Below are 15,491 nucleotides of genomic sequence, written 5' to 3' on the forward strand. Positions count from 1 at the left end.
TGGAGTTTTAAAATGTCTCTAAGCGTTGAAGCTAAAGCAAAAATCGTTTCTGAGTTTGGTCGTGGCGAAAACGACAGCGGTTCTACCGAAGTTCAGGTTGCACTGCTGACTGCACAGATTAACCATCTGCAGGGTCACTTCTCCGAGCATAAAAAAGATCACCACAGCCGTCGTGGTCTGCTGCGCATGGTTTCCCAGCGTCGTAAACTGCTCGACTACCTGAAACGTAAAGATGTTGCACGTTACTCTTCGCTGATCGAGCGTCTGGGTCTGCGTCGCTAATTCTGCGAGTTTCAGAAAAAGGGGCCTCAGGGCCCCTTTTTTCGACCAGGCGGCAGCAATTCACTAAAAACTCATGTATTGTTGCTATTAATGATCTTCGTGCAGAGGTTCGCGCGGCTAATGAGAGGCTTGATCCGCAGGGGCGGGTAAAGGTTGTCATTAGTCGCGAGGATGCAGGAGATCGGGTCAACTGACGCTATGTCGTGGATATCGCGTCACCTATTGATATAAAGGATAGAATTTTGCTAAATCCGATCGTTCGTAAATTCCAGTACGGCCAACATACCGTAACGCTGGAAACCGGCATGATGGCTCGTCAGGCCACTGCTGCTGTCATGGTTAGCATGGATGACACTGCGGTATTCGTTACCGTTGTTGGTCAGAAAAAAGCGAAGCCAGGTCAGGACTTCTTCCCGCTGACTGTTAACTATCAAGAGCGTACTTACGCAGCAGGTAAAATCCCGGGTGGTTTCTTCCGTCGTGAAGGCCGTCCAAGCGAAGGCGAAACCCTGATCGCGCGTCTGATTGACCGCCCGGTTCGTCCGCTGTTCCCGGAAGGCTTCGTCAACGAAGTTCAGGTTATCGCCACCGTTGTTTCCGTTAACCCGCAGGTTAACCCGGATATCGTGGCGATGATTGGTGCTTCCGCAGCGCTGTCTCTGTCAGGTATTCCGTTCAACGGTCCTATCGGTTCTGCTCGCGTTGGTTATATCAACGACCAGTACGTTCTGAACCCGACTCAGGATGAGCTGAAAGAAAGTAAGCTGGACCTGGTGGTTGCCGGTACCGAAGCGGCCGTGCTGATGGTTGAATCTGAAGCTGAACTGCTGAGCGAAGACCAGATGCTGGGTGCGGTGGTCTTTGGCCACGAGCAGCAGCAGATTGTCATTCAGAACATCAACGACCTGGTTAAAGAAGCGGGTAAACCGCGCTGGGACTGGCAGCCTGAAGCCGTCAACGAAGCGCTGAATGCGCGCGTTGCTGCCCTGGCCGAAGCGCGTCTGAGCGATGCTTACCGTATCACTGATAAACAAGAGCGTTACGCTCAGATTGACGTGATCAAAGCGGAAACTATCGCGACTCTGATTGCTGAAGACGAAACCCTGGACGCTAACGAACTGGGTGAAATCCTGCACGCTATCGAGAAAAATGCCGTACGTAGCCGCGTACTGGCAGGCGAGCCGCGTATCGATGGCCGTGAAAAAGATATGATTCGTGGTCTGGATGTTCGTACTGGCGTACTGCCGCGTACTCACGGTTCCGCACTGTTCACCCGTGGCGAAACTCAGGCGCTGGTGACTGCGACCCTGGGTACCGCACGTGATGCGCAGAACATTGACGAACTGATGGGCGAGCGTACTGACTCCTTCCTGTTCCACTACAACTTCCCTCCGTACTCTGTCGGTGAGACTGGCATGGTGGGTTCACCGAAGCGTCGTGAAATCGGTCACGGTCGTCTGGCTAAGCGCGGCGTACTGGCCGTGATGCCGACCACCGAAGAATTCCCGTACACCGTTCGCGTGGTATCTGAAATCACCGAATCTAACGGTTCTTCCTCCATGGCTTCCGTGTGCGGTGCTTCTCTGGCGCTGATGGATGCTGGTGTGCCGGTGAAGGCTGCCGTTGCGGGTATCGCGATGGGTCTGGTGAAAGAAGGCGACAACTACGTCGTTCTGTCTGACATTCTGGGTGACGAAGACCACCTCGGTGATATGGACTTCAAAGTGGCGGGTTCCCGCGACGGTATCTCTGCACTGCAGATGGATATCAAAATTGAAGGCATCACCAAAGAGATCATGCAGGTTGCACTGAACCAGGCGAAAGGTGCACGTCTGCACATCCTGGGCGTCATGGAGCAGGCGATTAACGCGCCGCGCGGCGATATCTCTGAATTCGCACCGCGTATCCACACCATCAAGATCAGCCCGGACAAGATCAAAGACGTGATCGGTAAAGGCGGCTCTGTGATTCGTGCGCTGACTGAAGAGACCGGTACTACCATCGAAATCGAAGATGACGGTACCGTGAAGATCGCAGCAACCGATGGCGATAAAGCGCAGCACGCTATCCGTCGTATCGAAGAGATCACGGCTGAGATCGAAGTTGGCCGTGTTTACAATGGTAAAGTGACCCGTATCGTTGACTTTGGCGCATTTGTTGCCATCGGCGGCGGTAAAGAAGGTCTGGTCCACATCTCTCAGATCGCTGACAAGCGCGTAGAGAAAGTGACCGATTACCTGCAGATGGGTCAGGAAGTGCCGGTTAAAGTTCTGGAAGTTGACCGTCAGGGCCGCGTTCGTCTGAGCATTAAAGAAGCAGCTGAACAGACTCAGCCTGCCGCTGCACCGGAAGCTCCGGTTGCTGAGCAAGGCGAGTAAGGTTGCCGTTTGCCCTCCGCGTTGGCGGAGGGCGTATTACGGGCAGGACGCCCTGTTTGCAGCCGGGGAACTGGACGTTCATCCAATCGTTGTCTTCGGGAGTGGGAAATGAAGCCTTTTTTGCGCTGGTGTTTCGTGGCGACAGCTCTCACGCTGGCAGGATGCAGCAACTCTGCCTGGCGTAAGGACGCAGTCCTCGCGGTGCCATTGCAACCGACTTTGCAGCAAGAAGTGATTCTGGCGCGCATGGAACAAATTCTTGCCAGTCGGGCTTTAACCGATGACGAACGCGCACAGCTTTTATATGAGCGCGGAGTGTTGTATGATAGTCTCGGTCTGAGGGCATTAGCGCGAAATGATTTTTCACAAGCGTTGGCAATCCGACCTGATATGCCTGAAGTATTCAATTACTTAGGCATTTATTTAACGCAGGCAGGCAATTTTGATGCTGCCTATGAAGCGTTTGATTCTGTACTTGAGCTTGATCCAACTTACAACTACGCGCACTTAAATCGCGGTATCGCCCTTTATTACGGCGGTCGCGCTAAGTTAGCGCAAGATGATCTGCTGGCGTTTTATCAAGACGATCCCAATGATCCTTTCCGTAGCCTGTGGCTTTACCTCGCTGAGCGTAAACTCGACGAGAAGCAGGCGCTTGAAGCACTGAAACAGCGCTTCGACAAATCGGATAAAGAACAATGGGGATGGAACATTGTCGAGTTCTACCTTAGCGACATCAACGAAAAAACGTTGATGGACCGTTTGAAGGCAGACGCAACGGATAACACCTCGCTCGCTGAGCATCTCAGTGAAACCAACTTCTATTTAGGTAAGTACTACCTAAGTCTGGGGGACAAGGACAGCGCTACGGCACTGTTCAAACTGGCGGTCGCAAACAACGTTCACAACTACGTTGAGCACCGATACGCATTGTTGGAATTATCGCTCTTGGGCCAGGAGCAAGATGACCTGGCAGAATCGGACCAGCAATAGCTGACGAACACATCAGCCCATTTTTTTGTTTGCCATCACCTTAACGGGTGAGGGCGTTGTTGTTCGTTAATACACCTACTTTGAGCCGGTTCACACTTTTCAATGAAAATTACTCTAAATTTTCACGTTGAGTTATGTAGACTGGCCGCCATTAATTTTGAGGCACACGTACTACATGGCTGAATTCGAAACCACTTTTGCAGATCTGGGCCTGAAGGCTCCCATCCTTGAAGCGCTTAACGATCTGGGTTACGAAAAACCATCTCCGATCCAGGCTGAGTGCATTCCGCATCTTCTGGGCGGCCGCGACGTTCTGGGTATGGCCCAGACGGGTAGCGGTAAAACCGCAGCGTTCTCTTTACCGCTGCTGAACAATCTTGATCCTGAGCTGAAAGCACCGCAAATTCTGGTGCTGGCGCCGACCCGCGAACTGGCGGTACAGGTCGCTGAAGCAATGACGGACTTCTCTAAACATATGCGCGGCGTAAACGTGGTAGCCCTTTACGGCGGCCAGCGTTATGACGTGCAGCTGCGTGCTCTGCGCCAGGGACCACAAATCGTTGTGGGTACCCCGGGTCGTCTGCTGGACCACCTGAAGCGCGGTACTCTTGATCTCTCTAAACTGAGCGGTCTGGTACTGGATGAAGCTGACGAAATGTTGCGTATGGGCTTCATCGAAGACGTAGAAACGATTATGGCGCAGATCCCGGAAGGTCATCAGACCGCTCTGTTCTCTGCCACCATGCCGGAAGCGATCCGTCGCATTACCCGCCGCTTTATGAAAGAGCCGCAGGAAGTGCGCATCCAGTCCAGCGTCACGACTCGCCCGGACATCAGCCAGAGCTACTGGACTGCTTACGGTATGCGTAAAAATGAAGCGCTGGTGCGTTTCCTGGAAGCGGAAGATTTTGATGCGGCGATTATCTTCGTTCGTACCAAAAACGCGACCCTGGAAGTGGCTGAAGCGCTGGAGCGTAGCGGCTACAACAGCGCCGCGCTGAACGGCGACATGAACCAGGCGCTGCGTGAGCAGACTCTGGAGCGTCTGAAAGATGGTCGTCTGGATATCCTGATTGCGACCGACGTTGCGGCTCGTGGCCTCGACGTTGAGCGTATCAGCCTGGTTGTTAACTATGATATCCCGATGGACTCCGAGTCTTACGTTCACCGTATCGGCCGTACCGGTCGTGCGGGTCGTGCTGGCCGCGCGCTGCTGTTCGTTGAGAACCGTGAACGCCGCCTGCTGCGTAACATCGAACGCACCATGAAGCTGACGATTCCGGAAGTAGAACTGCCGAACGCAGAACTGCTGGGCAAACGCCGCCTGGAAAAATTTGCCGCTAAAGTTCAGCAGCAGCTGGAAAGCAGCGATCTGGATCAGTACCGTGCGCTGCTGGCGAAAATCCAGCCGTCTGCTGAAGGTGAAGAGCTGGATATCGAAACTCTGGCCGCAGCTCTGCTGAAAATGGCTCAGGGCGAACGTCCGCTGATTCTGCCGCCGGATGCACCGATGCGTCCTAAGCGTGAATTCCGCGACCGTGACGATCGTTTCGAGCGCCGTGGCGACCGCAACGACCGTGGTCCGCGTGGCGACCGTCCGGAGCGTAGCGGTGAAGATCGTCCTAAGCGCGAACGTCGTGACGTGGGCGATATGGAGCTGTATCGCATTGAAGTGGGCCGCGATGATGGCGTTGAAGTTCGTCATATTGTTGGCGCTATCGCTAACGAAGGCGACATCAGCAGCCGTTACATCGGTAACATCAAGCTGTTCGGTACCCACTCCACGATCGAACTGCCGAAAGGCATGCCGGGCGAAGTTCTGCAGCACTTCACTCGTACTCGCATCCTGAACAAGCCGATGAACATGCAGCTGCTGGGCGATGCTCAGCCGCGTCCGGACCGTGGCGGCGAACGTCGTGGCGGTGGTGAGCGCCGTGAAGGCGGTCGCGCATTCGGTGGCGAACGTCGTGAAGGCGGCCGCAACTTCGGTGGTGGTGAGCGTCGCGAAGGCGGCCGTGGTGATGGTCGTCGTTTCAGCGGCGAACGTCGTGACGGTGCTCGTGCTCCGCGTCGTGATGATGCCGCTGCGGCTCCGCGCCGTGATGATTCCGCTGGCCGTCGTCGTTTCGGTGGCGATGCGTAATTAGCGCACTCCGCTAGCGTAAAGTAAATAATACAGCCCCGATCGTAATGATTGGGGCTTTTTTTATTTCTTTTGTACTCGTGTACTGGTACAGTGCTGCGCGTTAACAACGAAAAGCATGAATGACTGGAGATTTCGGCAAATGGCGACACTTACCACTACGGCAACCCGACCGTCCTTGTTTGGCGGCGTGGTGATAATCGGCGGGACCATCATTGGCGCAGGCATGTTTTCGCTGCCGGTGGTCATGTCCGGTGCGTGGTTCTTCTGGTCGCTGGCTGCGCTGATCTTTACCTGGTTTTGCATGCTCCATTCCGGACTGATGATTCTGGAAGCGAACCTGAACTACCGCATTGGCTCCAGCTTCGACACCATCACGAAAGATCTGCTGGGTAAAGGCTGGAATCTGGTCAACGGCCTGTCGATCGCTTTTGTGCTCTATATCCTGACCTACGCCTATATCTCGGCCAGCGGCTCCATACTGCACCATACCTTCGCGGAGCTTTCATTGAATGTGCCGGCGCGGGCTGCGGGCTTTGGCTTTGCGCTGCTGGTGGCTTTTATCGTCTGGTTGAGTACCAAAGCGGTGAGCCGAATGACGGCAATCGTACTGGGAGCGAAGGTTATTACCTTCTTCCTGACCTTTGGAAGTCTGCTGGGGCACGTTGAGCCGACGACACTGTTTAACGTCGCCGAAAAGAATGCATCCTACACGCCGTACCTGTTGATGACGCTGCCGTTTTGCCTGGCTTCCTTTGGCTATCACGGTAACGTACCGAGCCTGATGAAGTATTATGGCAAAGATCCCCGGACCATTATCCGCTGCCTGGTGTACGGTACGCTGCTGGCCCTCGGGCTGTATGTCGTCTGGTTACTGGTGACGATGGGCAACATTCCACGCCCTGAGTTTATCGGCATCGCGCAGAAGGGCGGTAACATAGATGTGCTGGTACAGGCATTGAGCGGGGTGCTCAACAGCCGTAGTCTGGACCTGCTGCTGGTGGTGTTCTCGAACTTCGCCGTTGCCAGCTCTTTCCTTGGGGTCACCTTGGGACTGTTTGACTACCTGGCGGACCTGTTTGGGTTTGATGATTCTGCTCTCGGCCGTTTTAAGACCGCGCTTCTGACCTTTGTTCCACCGATCATTGGCGGCCTGCTGCAGCCCAATGGTTTCCTGTATGCCATCGGCTATGCCGGTCTGGCCGCAACCGTCTGGGCGGCGATTGTCCCGGCGCTGCTGGCCCGCGCATCGCGTAAGCGCTTCGGTAGCCCACAGTTTCGTGTCTGGGGCGGAACGCCGATGATTGTGCTGATTCTGCTGTTTGGTGCCGGTAACATCATCGTGCATTTCCTGTCGAGCTTTAATCTGTTGCCTGTTTACCAGTAAACAGAATGCCCGGTGGCGCGACGCTGACCGGGCCTACCGGAGCGAGCAGGCCGGATAAGACGCCGCCGCCATCCGGCAAAAAGCGATCTAACCAACGCAGAGCCAGAATGCCCGGTGGCGCGACGCTGACCGGGCCTACCGAAGCGAGCAGGCCGGATAAGACGCCGTCGCCATCCGGCAAAAAACTACCCCAGCAACTCCTCTTTTACCTGCATCGCTAAATCAAACGAATGCAGGCGCGCCTGATGATCGAAGATCTGGCCGTTCACCATCAGCTCATCGGCCTGGGTTTCCCGCAAAATGGACTCCAGTCCGTGGCGGATTTTGGCTTTATCCCCTACCAGCGACATGCTGAGCGCCTGCTGTACTCCATACTGTTCTGAGGCGGACCACAGTTGATGCATATTTTCCACCGGCGGCGGGAGCTGACCGGTTTCGCCGCGACGCAGCTTCACGAATGCCTGTTGCATCGAGGTGAACAGGAATTCGGCATCACGGTTGCTATCGGCGGCGATGATATTAATACATACCATGGCGTACGGTTTCGCTAAGCGCTCGGACGGTTTGAACTGGGTGCGGTAGAGATGCAGCGCCTGGAATAACATATCCGGCGCAAAGTGCGACGCGAAGGCAAAGGGCAACCCAAGCTGTGCCGCCAGCTGTGCGCTGTACAGACTGGAGCCTAACAGCCACACCGGGATCTGCTCTCCGTAGCCGGGAACCGGGCGCACGTGCGGATTGGGATCGCGGGCATCAAACCAGTCCACCAGTTCGGCGACATCGCGCGGGAAGTTATCAACATCCCCGCCCATATGGCGGCGGAGCGCCATCATCGTCCGCTGGTCGCTGCCCGGCGCACGGCCAAGCCCCAGGTCAATACGTCCTGGATACAAGGTATTGAGCGTACCGAACTGTTCGGCGATCACCAGCGGTGAATGGTTGGGTAACATCACGCCACCGGATCCCAGATGCAGCGTCGTGGTATTCGCCGCCAGATAGCCGATAAGCACCGATGTTGCGGCGCTGGCAATGCCAACCATGTTGTGATGTTCCGCCAGCCAATAGCGATGATAGCCGCGTTTTTCAGCCAGGCGAGCGAGATCCAGAGAGTGTGAGAAGGCCGTTTTGGCGCAAGAACCCTCGGGGATCGGTGCCAGATCGAGCACCGAGAACGGAATAGATTTGTCAGTCATAAAGGCTCACTTTGTTACAGCATCGTCATCAGATTGAAGGTCTTCTTCCAGCCTGGCGCATTCAGCGAGCGCCAGCCAGAAAAGCTGCAGCTTTCATACTGCATGAAAAGACGAAGCATGCTGTTAACAAAGCGAGCTATTTTCAGGACTGCAGTTCCAGCCCGGCCAGTCGTTTCCAGTAACCGTTGCAGTCACTGTTGGCGATCAGCGGCAGCGGCGAGGCGCCGTTTTCATTGGCGCGGAAGGCATCGAGCATAGCAAAGGTATCGTTACCCAGCGGTGACAGGCGCACCATATCGACCAGCCCCTGCATCGACGCCAGTTCGTTGCCGAGGTTATAGACATAGCCGCTCATGGTCTGAATACCGTTCAGGACAAACACCTGCTGATTTTCCTGGGACAGCACGCTGCGCCCGTTCGGGTACTTGATGCAGCAGGTCTCACATTCATCTTTCGGGCGATCTTCGGAACGTGCGGTAAAGCAGCGAGCGGAATAGGCCAACGGCAGGTGGCCGTAGCTCAGGACTTCCACGTCGAACTGGTCGCGGAGACCGAGCTCTTCGCACTGGGCGAGCAGGTTCACCAGCCAGTCGCGAGACAGCTCAACCGGCATGCACCAGCGTATCATTCCTTGTTTACGCAGCAGACGCAGGGTGACGGCGTTATAGCAGTTGAGCGCATGTCCGGCGACGAAAGGCAGTTTGCGCTCTGCGCACATATTGACGACGCCAAGGTCGCTGGCTTCGATCAGAAATTCACCGTTATCGACATAGCGCTTCAGCTCGTTGAGTTCGGAAGAGGCCTGCACCAGCGCAAGCGTGGAGAGCACCACCTGCTTACCGCTGCCCGCCAGCGCTTTCGCCATCTCCAGCCAGTCGCCCACTTTGGTGGCGCGGCGTTTGCTGCATACGGCTTCGCCCAGATAGATCGTATCAGCACTGGATCGTGCGGCCTGCTGGTAAAAATCTTCCAGCGTCTCTTTCGGCCAGTAGTAAAGCACCGGCCCTAATGAATATTTCATTACTTTTCTCACTGCCATTTACGGTGGTAGGCGCCAAGGGTGGTTTGTGTCCCTTCGGACATGGCACCGAGCGTCTCCATCCATGCGGATTGCGGAATAAAGTTTTGCGGATCGGCTTTGCAGCGATCGATCGCCTGGCGCCATACTTTCGCCACCTGGGTGACGTAGGCGGGGCTGCGCTGGCGACCTTCAATTTTCACCGACGCAATATTTGCCGCCATCAGTTCCGGCAGGAGCTCCAGCGTATTCAGGCTGGTTGGCTCTTCCAGCGCATGATAGCGCTCGCCATCTACCAGATAGCGACCCTTGCACAGCGTCGGGTAACCCGCATTTTCACCATCCTGATAGCGATCGATCAGCACTTCGTTGAGGCGTGACTCGAGACCCTGCGGCGTTTGTTGCCAGCGGACAAAGCGCGCAGGTGAACAGGCGCCGACGGTATTCGGCGATTCGCCGGTCAGGTAAGAAGAGAGGTAGCAGCGGCCTTCTGCCATGATGCACAGGCTGCCGAAGGCGAAGACCTCCAGCGGAACCGGCGTCGTGCGGGCGAGCTGTTTTACCTGATGAATCGACAGCACGCGCGGTAGCACAACGCGGGCGACATCGAAATTGCGATGATAGAAACGCACCGCCTCTTCGTTGGTTGCCGACGCCTGTACCGAAACGTGGCGTTCAATATGTGGATAACGCTCTGCGGCGTATTCCAGCATGGCGATATCGGCAAGGATTAAGGCATCCGCGCCCAGCTGTGCCGCCATGTCTACCGCACGCTGCCAGCGGGCATAACCGTCAGGATGTGCAAAGGTGTTGATCGCTATATGCAGCTTACGACGGTGCTGATGCACAAAGCTAACGGCCTCCTGCAGTTTCTTTTCGGTGAAATTAAGGCCGGCAAAGTGGCGGGCGTTGGTGTCATCTTTCAGCCCGATATAGACGGCGTCGGCACCGTTTTCGATGGCCGCCTTAAGTGCCGGAAGGTTGCCGGCTGGGCAGAGCAGCTCCATAATTTTTCCTGAAAAATGCGGCCCGTAGGGACGCTGATAGGGTTAATGAGCAGGGATTTTAGTTAACCTTCTGGTGACAATTTTTGATTTGAGGCAGTTAAAAGCGTATTGGCGGCGCCAATAATTGGTACCCGTTGTGGTGATTTTGTTGATTTACGCCGCTATGTCGTTTATTTGATATGGCACAATAGCGGAACTATTGCTTTCATGGAGTAAGGCTTGTGTTGGATAAATTGCGTTCCCGGCTGGTCCACTTTGGCCCGTCTTTGATGAGCGTGCCGGTTAAGCTGGCGCCTTTTGCCCTCAAGCGCCAGGTGCTGGAGCAGGTATTAAGCTGGCAGTTTCGTCAGGCTCTGGAAGAGGGCGAACTGGATTTTCTCGAAGGCCGCTGGTTAAGTATTAATGTGCGTGATATCGGTTTGCTGTGGTATACCTCGGTGAGCGAAGGGCGTCTGGTGGTCAGCGCTACGGCCGAAGCGGATGTGAGCTTCAGCGCCGATGCCAGCGATCTGCTGATGATCGCCGCGCGTAAACAGGATCCGGATACATTGTTCTTCCAGCGTCGGCTGGTCATCGAAGGTGATACTGAGCTGGGGCTGTATGTAAAAAACCTGATGGATGCCATTGAGCTGGAGCAGATGCCAAAAGCGCTGCGCGTGATGATGCTGCAGCTGGCTGACTTTGTTGAAGCGGGGCTGAACGGCCCGCGGAAACCTGAACAGACATCGGTAGGTGAGGCATGCTGATTCGAGTTGAAATTGGGATTGATGCACCGGGAATCGACGCGTTACTGCGCCGTACGTTTGGCAGCGATGCCGAAGCGCAGCTGGTGCACGATTTACGTGAAGACGGCCTGATCACGCTGGGCGTGGTGGCGACAGATGATGAAGGGCAGGTTATTGGCTATGTCGCCTTCAGCCCGGTCTCCGTTGAAGGCGAAGAGCTGCAGTGGGTCGGACTGGCGCCGCTGGCGGTAGATGAAAACTATCGCGGCCAGGGAATCGGCAGCCAGCTGGTCTACGAAGGGCTGGATTCATTGAATGAGTTTAGCTATGCCGCAGTGGTGACGCTGGGCGAGCCGGCCTTCTACGGCCGCCTCGGCTTTGAGCCGGCTGCCCGCTTCGATCTGCGTTGCCGCTGGCCGGATACCGGCGAGGCGTTCCAGGTGCGCCCGTTGGCCGATGACGCGCTGGAAGGGGTGCATGGGCTGGTAGAGTACTGCGATCGCTTTAACCGCCTCTGAGGCTCTCCAGCAGAGTCTCAAAAGAACCATCTCCGGCAACGAGGCGCTCTTTCTGGCGCTTCGTTAGCTGCTTGATGCGATACTCCAGTCGTAGCGCAAGTGAGTGTTCACCAACTTCCTGGCTGAACGCCAGCTGTAGTTCGCCTTTTCCGCGCAATGCTTTTGCTCCCTTGCCATCCTGATGCTGACAAAAACGGCGTGCAACATCGGTAGTGATCCCGGTGTAAAGGCGATTATCGGCGGTACGTATCAGATAGAGAAACCAGCGCACGGTAGAAAGATCGGTATGTTAAGGTAGTTGCACCATAACATACCGGAGAGTAAAGATGGATACGCTTGCTGCTATCAGCCGCTGGCTTGGCAAACAGCATGTGATTAGCTGGTGCGTTGCCAGCGACGGAGAGCTGTGGTGCGCCAATGCGTTCTATGTGTATGACTCGCAAAACGTCGCCTTCTATCTCCTGAGTGATGACAGTACCCGCCACGGGCAGATGACCGGCCTGCGCGCAAAGGTCGCCGGCACCGTCAATGGCCAGCCGAAAACCGTTGCCCGTATTCGCGGCGTCCAGTTCAAAGGTGAAATTCGTCGTCTTTCAGGTCACGAGGAAGAGACGATGCGCGCGCGGTACGTCAGCCGCTTTCCGATCGCCAGGATGCTGCGTGCGCCGGTCTGGGAAATCCGCCCGGATGAGCTCAAATTCACCGATAACACGCTGGGGTTTGGCACCAAGTTACACTGGCTACGTCACCCGGATAGCGAGTGAAAGCCCGCACGGGCGTGCAGAGTCTCACATTTCCCGCATACTCTTGTTACCGCGGCATCCGCCGCTGAAGGGCTGATTTTTCAGGGGGCATAATGAGTCAGGTGCTAATAACAGGGGCTACCGGATTAGTTGGTGGGCACTTACTTCGAATGCTGATCGAGGCGCCGGACATTGCGGCGATAACCGCAGCGACCCGCCGCCCGCTGGCGGACGCAGAGGGGGTGCTAAATCCCCACGCGCCTGAGCTGAGCGATGCGCTGGCGCAGGTTGTTGACCCTGTTGATATCGTGTTTTGCTGTCTCGGGACCACGCTGCGAGACGCGGGCAGCAAAGCCGCCTTCATTCAGGCTGACTACCAGCTGGTGGTGGATACGGCGCTCACCGGGCTCCGGCTGGGCGCGAAGCACATGCTGGTGGTCAGCGCGATGGGGGCCAATCCGCATTCGATGTTCTTCTACAACCGCGTTAAAGGCGAAATGGAAGAGGCGCTGCGTGCGCAGCCGTGGACGCGTCTGACGATTTTGCGCCCGTCGATGCTGCTGGGCGATCGAGAGCAAAAAAGGGCAAATGAAGCGGTGCTGGCGCCATTATTCCGATTGCTGCCGGGAAACTGGAAATCTATCCATGCCCATGAGGTGGCGCAAGCGATGCTGAGCGAAGCGCTGACCCCTGGCCGGGAAGGCGTGACGATTCTGCCATCGGCAAAACTGCGTGAAATTGCGGCCAGCGAAGCGTAGTATTCTGCGCTTCACATCATATCACCACATCTTTCCTGGGGAATGCTATGGCTGGTCAGTCTTCATCTCAGGCGGCGTCACCGTTTCAATGGTGGAAGCCCGCACTCTTTTTTCTCGTTGTTATCGTTGGCCTGTGGTTCGTCAAATGGCAGCCTTACTATGGCAAGGCGTTTACGGCCGCAGAAACGCACAGTATCGGTAAATCGATCCTGGCCCAGGCCGACGCCAACCCGCTAAAAGCGGCATGGGACTACGCGGTGGTCTACTTCCTGGCGGTGTGGAAAGCGGCGGTGCTGGGCGTCCTGCTCGGTTCGCTGATTCAGGTGCTGATCCCGCGCGACTGGCTGCTGCGTACGCTGGGCCAATCGCGATTTCGCGGTACGCTCTCAGGGGTGCTGTTTTCTCTGCCTGGTATGATGTGTACTTGCTGCGCCGCACCGGTTGCGGCGGGGATGCGTAAGCAGCAGGTATCGATGGGCGGCGCGCTGGCGTTCTGGATGGGCAACCCGCTGCTGAATCCGGCAACGCTGGTGTTTATGGGCTTTGTGCTGGGCTGGCAGTTTGCGTTGATTCGCCTGGCTGCCGGGCTGGCAACGGTGTTAATCGTGGCGACGCTGGTGCAAAAATGGGTCAAAGAGGCGGCAACGCAACCGTCAGATCTTCCGGCTGTCGATGGTACCGCACAGGGGCCTTTTTTCACCCGCTGGCTGAGCGCACTCTGGACCCTGTTCTGGAATACTATCCCGGTCTATATTCTGGCGGTCCTGGTGCTGGGGGCGGCACGTGTCTGGCTGTTCCCGCATGCCGATGGCGTGGTGGGGAATACCCTGTTCTGGGTGGTGGCGATGGCGATAGCCGGCTGTCTGTTTGTCATCCCTACCGCGGCGGAGATCCCTATCGTCCAAACCATGATGCTGGCGGGAATGGGGTTTGCCCCGGCGTTGGCGCTACTCATCACGCTGCCTGCGGTCAGCGTGCCGTCGTTGATTATGTTGCGTAAGGCTTTTCCGGCGAAAGCGCTGTGGCTGACCGGTGGGCTGGTGGCCCTATGCGGCGCGGTGGTTGGCGGACTGGCGTTACTCTGAGGAAATCCCGGGCTGCGGCTAACGCCTTGCCCGGTTCGTCACCCGGCTCAGCATTGCGCGAGCCGGGACTATTTGGGGGACTTACTTGATATAGGTAAAGGCGGTGGTCACACGCGATACGCCGCTTACCCGACTGGCGATATCTGCCGCCGCACGACCTTCACGCTCCGTGACCAGACCCATCAGGAACACTTCGCCATTCTCGGTCGTTACTTTAACGTTTGACGATTTGACCTGATCGGTGCCCAGCAGCTGAGAGCGCACTTTGGTCGTAATCCAGGTATCGGAAGAGGCGGTACCTAAACCAATCGGCTGGCCCTGACGCACTTCGTTAAAGACTTCCGTTGTGCCTTCGACGCCCATGGCGATTTGTTTCGCGCGCGCGGAGAGATCCGCCACCGGAGACTGACCGGTCAGCAGGACTTTGCCCTGATAGGCGGTAACGTTAATCCGCGCCTGTTTCTTAATTTGCTCGTCTTTCGACAGCGCGCTGTTGACGCGCAGTTCCAGCGTACTGTCATCAACCTGAGTACCGACCGTACGCGGGTCCGTGGCGGCTTTGGTGCCGACAGCTGCCGTTCCGACTACCGCTGCGGCAACGCATCCTTGTAGCAGTAGCGCAGAAAGAATGATGGCGAGGGGCGAGAGAGCCTTCATGTGTTCTCCTTAATCGTCCTGGTGTGGAAAAAGCGTGTTATCAATCAAATCGCACAGGCAGTTAACGGTGAGCATATGCATTTCCTGAATTCGCGCGCTGCGATGAGACGGAATGCGGATTTCGACATCCTGCTGGCCCAGCAGACCAGCCAGCTCACCGCCGTCGTAGCCGGTGAGTGCGACGATGGTCATATCGCGGGTGACGGCAGCTTCAACGGCTTTCACGATGTCCCGACTATTGCCGCGCGTGGAAATGGCCAGCAGAACATCACCTGCGTGGCCTAACGCGCGAACCTGCTTGGCGTAGATTTCGTCATGCAGGCGATCGTTGGCAATTGCGGTTAAGACCACATTATCGGTATTTAGTGCAATGGCGGGTAAACCAGGACGCTCTGTTTCAAAACGATTAATCATGCTGGCAGCAAAATGCTGTGCGTTGGCGGCAGAGGTGCCATTGCCACAACAGAGGATTTTGTTGCCATTGAGCAGCGACTGTACCAGGGTCAAGGCCGCACGGGAGATGGCATCCGGGAGAGCTTCCGCTGCTGCAATTTGGGTTTGAATGCTTTCAGTAAAGCAGGCTTTAATTCTATCGAGCACGGGA

The 15,491-nt window shown here is 56.2% G+C and carries 18 protein-coding genes; 11 read left to right on the plus strand and 7 right to left on the minus strand.

Going from position 1 to position 15,491, the window contains the following annotated elements; all coding sequences use genetic code 11:
* Positions 1-12: 12 nt before the first annotated feature.
* From rpsO to mtr, 6 genes are all read left to right on the plus strand, one after another.
* Positions 13-282, plus strand: coding sequence for a 30S ribosomal protein S15 (gene rpsO, locus Q1L34_RS02815; protein WP_004868066.1), 270 nt, complete (start codon positions 13-15; stop codon positions 280-282).
* A gap of 242 nt (positions 283-524) precedes the next feature.
* Complete coding sequence (gene pnp / locus Q1L34_RS02820; RefSeq protein ID WP_004868062.1) at positions 525-2,660, plus strand: polyribonucleotide nucleotidyltransferase; 2,136 nt, start codon at positions 525-527, stop codon at positions 2,658-2,660.
* Between the two features lie 108 nt (positions 2,661-2,768).
* Positions 2,769-3,653, plus strand: coding sequence for a lipoprotein NlpI (gene nlpI / locus Q1L34_RS02825; RefSeq protein ID WP_004868058.1), 885 nt, complete (start codon positions 2,769-2,771; stop codon positions 3,651-3,653).
* A gap of 102 nt (positions 3,654-3,755) precedes the next feature.
* A complete protein-coding gene (gene yrbN / locus Q1L34_RS02830) occupies positions 3,756-3,836 on the plus strand; it encodes a protein YrbN (protein ID WP_099001532.1) in 81 nt (26 codons plus the stop codon).
* Positions 3,829-5,796, plus strand: coding sequence for a DEAD/DEAH family ATP-dependent RNA helicase (locus Q1L34_RS02835; protein ID WP_004868054.1), 1,968 nt, complete (start codon positions 3,829-3,831; stop codon positions 5,794-5,796). Before yrbN ends, Q1L34_RS02835 begins: the two co-directional genes overlap by 8 nt.
* A gap of 142 nt (positions 5,797-5,938) precedes the next feature.
* A complete protein-coding gene (gene mtr / locus Q1L34_RS02840; protein ID WP_004868052.1) occupies positions 5,939-7,183 on the plus strand; it encodes a tryptophan permease in 1,245 nt (414 codons plus the stop codon).
* On the opposite strand, the gene Q1L34_RS02845 is transcribed toward mtr, so the two are convergent.
* From Q1L34_RS02845 to ubiU, 4 genes are all read right to left on the minus strand, one after another.
* Complete coding sequence (locus tag Q1L34_RS02845) at positions 7,158-7,364, minus strand: hypothetical protein (RefSeq protein ID WP_165551408.1); 207 nt, start codon at positions 7,362-7,364, stop codon at positions 7,158-7,160. The two genes, mtr and Q1L34_RS02845, sit on opposite strands and share 26 nt — an antisense overlap.
* Before the next feature lie 4 nt (positions 7,365-7,368).
* Complete coding sequence (locus Q1L34_RS02850) at positions 7,369-8,376, minus strand: luciferase-like monooxygenase (protein ID WP_004868051.1); 1,008 nt, start codon at positions 8,374-8,376, stop codon at positions 7,369-7,371.
* A gap of 142 nt (positions 8,377-8,518) precedes the next feature.
* Positions 8,519-9,397, minus strand: coding sequence for a U32 family peptidase (locus Q1L34_RS02855; RefSeq protein WP_015585664.1), 879 nt, complete (start codon positions 9,395-9,397; stop codon positions 8,519-8,521).
* A gap of 8 nt (positions 9,398-9,405) precedes the next feature.
* Positions 9,406-10,401 (minus strand): ubiquinone anaerobic biosynthesis protein UbiU, encoded by a 996-nt coding sequence (gene ubiU, locus Q1L34_RS02860; RefSeq protein WP_004868047.1) that lies wholly within the window; start codon positions 10,399-10,401, stop codon positions 9,406-9,408.
* A gap of 221 nt (positions 10,402-10,622) precedes the next feature.
* Here ubiU and ubiT point away from each other — a divergent pair, with 221 nt between their 5' ends.
* The gene (gene ubiT / locus Q1L34_RS02865) at positions 10,623-11,147 is read left to right on the plus strand and encodes a ubiquinone anaerobic biosynthesis accessory factor UbiT (protein WP_327204350.1); all 525 of its coding nucleotides are present in this window, start codon (positions 10,623-10,625) and stop codon (positions 11,145-11,147) included.
* The gene (locus tag Q1L34_RS02870) at positions 11,141-11,644 is read left to right on the plus strand and encodes a GNAT family N-acetyltransferase (RefSeq protein WP_004868043.1); all 504 of its coding nucleotides are present in this window, start codon (positions 11,141-11,143) and stop codon (positions 11,642-11,644) included. The genes ubiT and Q1L34_RS02870 overlap by 7 nt, the downstream gene beginning before the upstream one ends.
* On the opposite strand, the gene Q1L34_RS02875 is transcribed toward Q1L34_RS02870, so the two are convergent.
* The gene (locus Q1L34_RS02875; RefSeq protein ID WP_004868040.1) at positions 11,631-11,915 is read right to left on the minus strand and encodes a GIY-YIG nuclease family protein; all 285 of its coding nucleotides are present in this window, start codon (positions 11,913-11,915) and stop codon (positions 11,631-11,633) included. The two genes, Q1L34_RS02870 and Q1L34_RS02875, sit on opposite strands and share 14 nt — an antisense overlap.
* A gap of 55 nt (positions 11,916-11,970) precedes the next feature.
* Here Q1L34_RS02875 and Q1L34_RS02880 point away from each other — a divergent pair, with 55 nt between their 5' ends.
* The 3 genes from Q1L34_RS02880 to Q1L34_RS02890 all read left to right on the plus strand — a co-directional run bounded on the left by Q1L34_RS02880 (position 11,971) and on the right by Q1L34_RS02890 (position 14,230).
* Positions 11,971-12,408: a YhbP family protein gene (locus tag Q1L34_RS02880; protein ID WP_004868037.1), complete on the plus strand. Its 438-nt coding sequence runs from the start codon at positions 11,971-11,973 to the stop codon at positions 12,406-12,408.
* A 92-nt stretch (positions 12,409-12,500) separates the two neighbouring features.
* The gene (locus Q1L34_RS02885) at positions 12,501-13,145 is read left to right on the plus strand and encodes an NAD(P)H-binding protein (RefSeq protein ID WP_015585665.1); all 645 of its coding nucleotides are present in this window, start codon (positions 12,501-12,503) and stop codon (positions 13,143-13,145) included.
* Between the two features lie 47 nt (positions 13,146-13,192).
* Entirely contained in the window at positions 13,193-14,230 is a 1,038-nt protein-coding gene (locus tag Q1L34_RS02890) for a permease (RefSeq protein ID WP_004868030.1), read from the plus strand.
* Positions 14,231-14,311: 81 nt separating this feature from the next.
* Here the strand turns inward: Q1L34_RS02890 and dolP are convergent, their stop codons facing one another.
* Together dolP and diaA are read right to left on the minus strand one after the other, a co-directional pair.
* Positions 14,312-14,887: a division/outer membrane stress-associated lipid-binding lipoprotein gene (gene dolP, locus Q1L34_RS02895; RefSeq protein ID WP_004868028.1), complete on the minus strand. Its 576-nt coding sequence runs from the start codon at positions 14,885-14,887 to the stop codon at positions 14,312-14,314.
* Between the two features lie 9 nt (positions 14,888-14,896).
* Positions 14,897-15,487 carry a DnaA initiator-associating protein DiaA gene (gene diaA, locus Q1L34_RS02900; protein WP_004868024.1) on the minus strand — a complete coding sequence of 197 codons (591 nt, stop codon included), beginning with the start codon at positions 15,485-15,487 and terminating at the stop codon, positions 14,897-14,899.
* Positions 15,488-15,491 lie beyond the last annotated feature (4 nt).

This window comes from Klebsiella ornithinolytica (assembly GCF_030505655.1).
Taxonomy (GTDB): Bacteria; Pseudomonadota; Gammaproteobacteria; order Enterobacterales; family Enterobacteriaceae; genus Klebsiella; species Klebsiella ornithinolytica.

What these genes read in the sequence shown, in the direction of transcription:
- Q1L34_RS02880 (WP_004868037.1), top strand. Translation starts at nt 11,971, where the DNA reads ATGGATACGCTTGCTGCTATCAGCCGCTGGCTTGGCAAACAGCATGTG.
- nlpI (WP_004868058.1), top strand. Translation starts at nt 2,769, where the DNA reads ATGAAGCCTTTTTTGCGCTGGTGTTTCGTGGCGACAGCTCTCACGCTG.
- Q1L34_RS02855 (WP_015585664.1), bottom strand. Translation starts at nt 9,397, where the DNA reads ATGAAATATTCATTAGGGCCGGTGCTTTACTACTGGCCGAAAGAGACG.
- Q1L34_RS02850 (WP_004868051.1), bottom strand. Translation starts at nt 8,376, where the DNA reads ATGACTGACAAATCTATTCCGTTCTCGGTGCTCGATCTGGCACCGATC.
- dolP (WP_004868028.1), bottom strand. Translation starts at nt 14,887, where the DNA reads ATGAAGGCTCTCTCGCCCCTCGCCATCATTCTTTCTGCGCTACTGCTA.
- Q1L34_RS02885 (WP_015585665.1), top strand. Translation starts at nt 12,501, where the DNA reads ATGAGTCAGGTGCTAATAACAGGGGCTACCGGATTAGTTGGTGGGCAC.
- Q1L34_RS02870 (WP_004868043.1), top strand. Translation starts at nt 11,141, where the DNA reads ATGCTGATTCGAGTTGAAATTGGGATTGATGCACCGGGAATCGACGCG.
- ubiU (WP_004868047.1), bottom strand. Translation starts at nt 10,401, where the DNA reads ATGGAGCTGCTCTGCCCAGCCGGCAACCTTCCGGCACTTAAGGCGGCC.
- yrbN (WP_099001532.1), top strand. Translation starts at nt 3,756, where the DNA reads ATGAAAATTACTCTAAATTTTCACGTTGAGTTATGTAGACTGGCCGCC.
- Q1L34_RS02890 (WP_004868030.1), top strand. Translation starts at nt 13,193, where the DNA reads ATGGCTGGTCAGTCTTCATCTCAGGCGGCGTCACCGTTTCAATGGTGG.
- Q1L34_RS02835 (WP_004868054.1), top strand. Translation starts at nt 3,829, where the DNA reads ATGGCTGAATTCGAAACCACTTTTGCAGATCTGGGCCTGAAGGCTCCC.
- rpsO (WP_004868066.1), top strand. Translation starts at nt 13, where the DNA reads ATGTCTCTAAGCGTTGAAGCTAAAGCAAAAATCGTTTCTGAGTTTGGT.
- mtr (WP_004868052.1), top strand. Translation starts at nt 5,939, where the DNA reads ATGGCGACACTTACCACTACGGCAACCCGACCGTCCTTGTTTGGCGGC.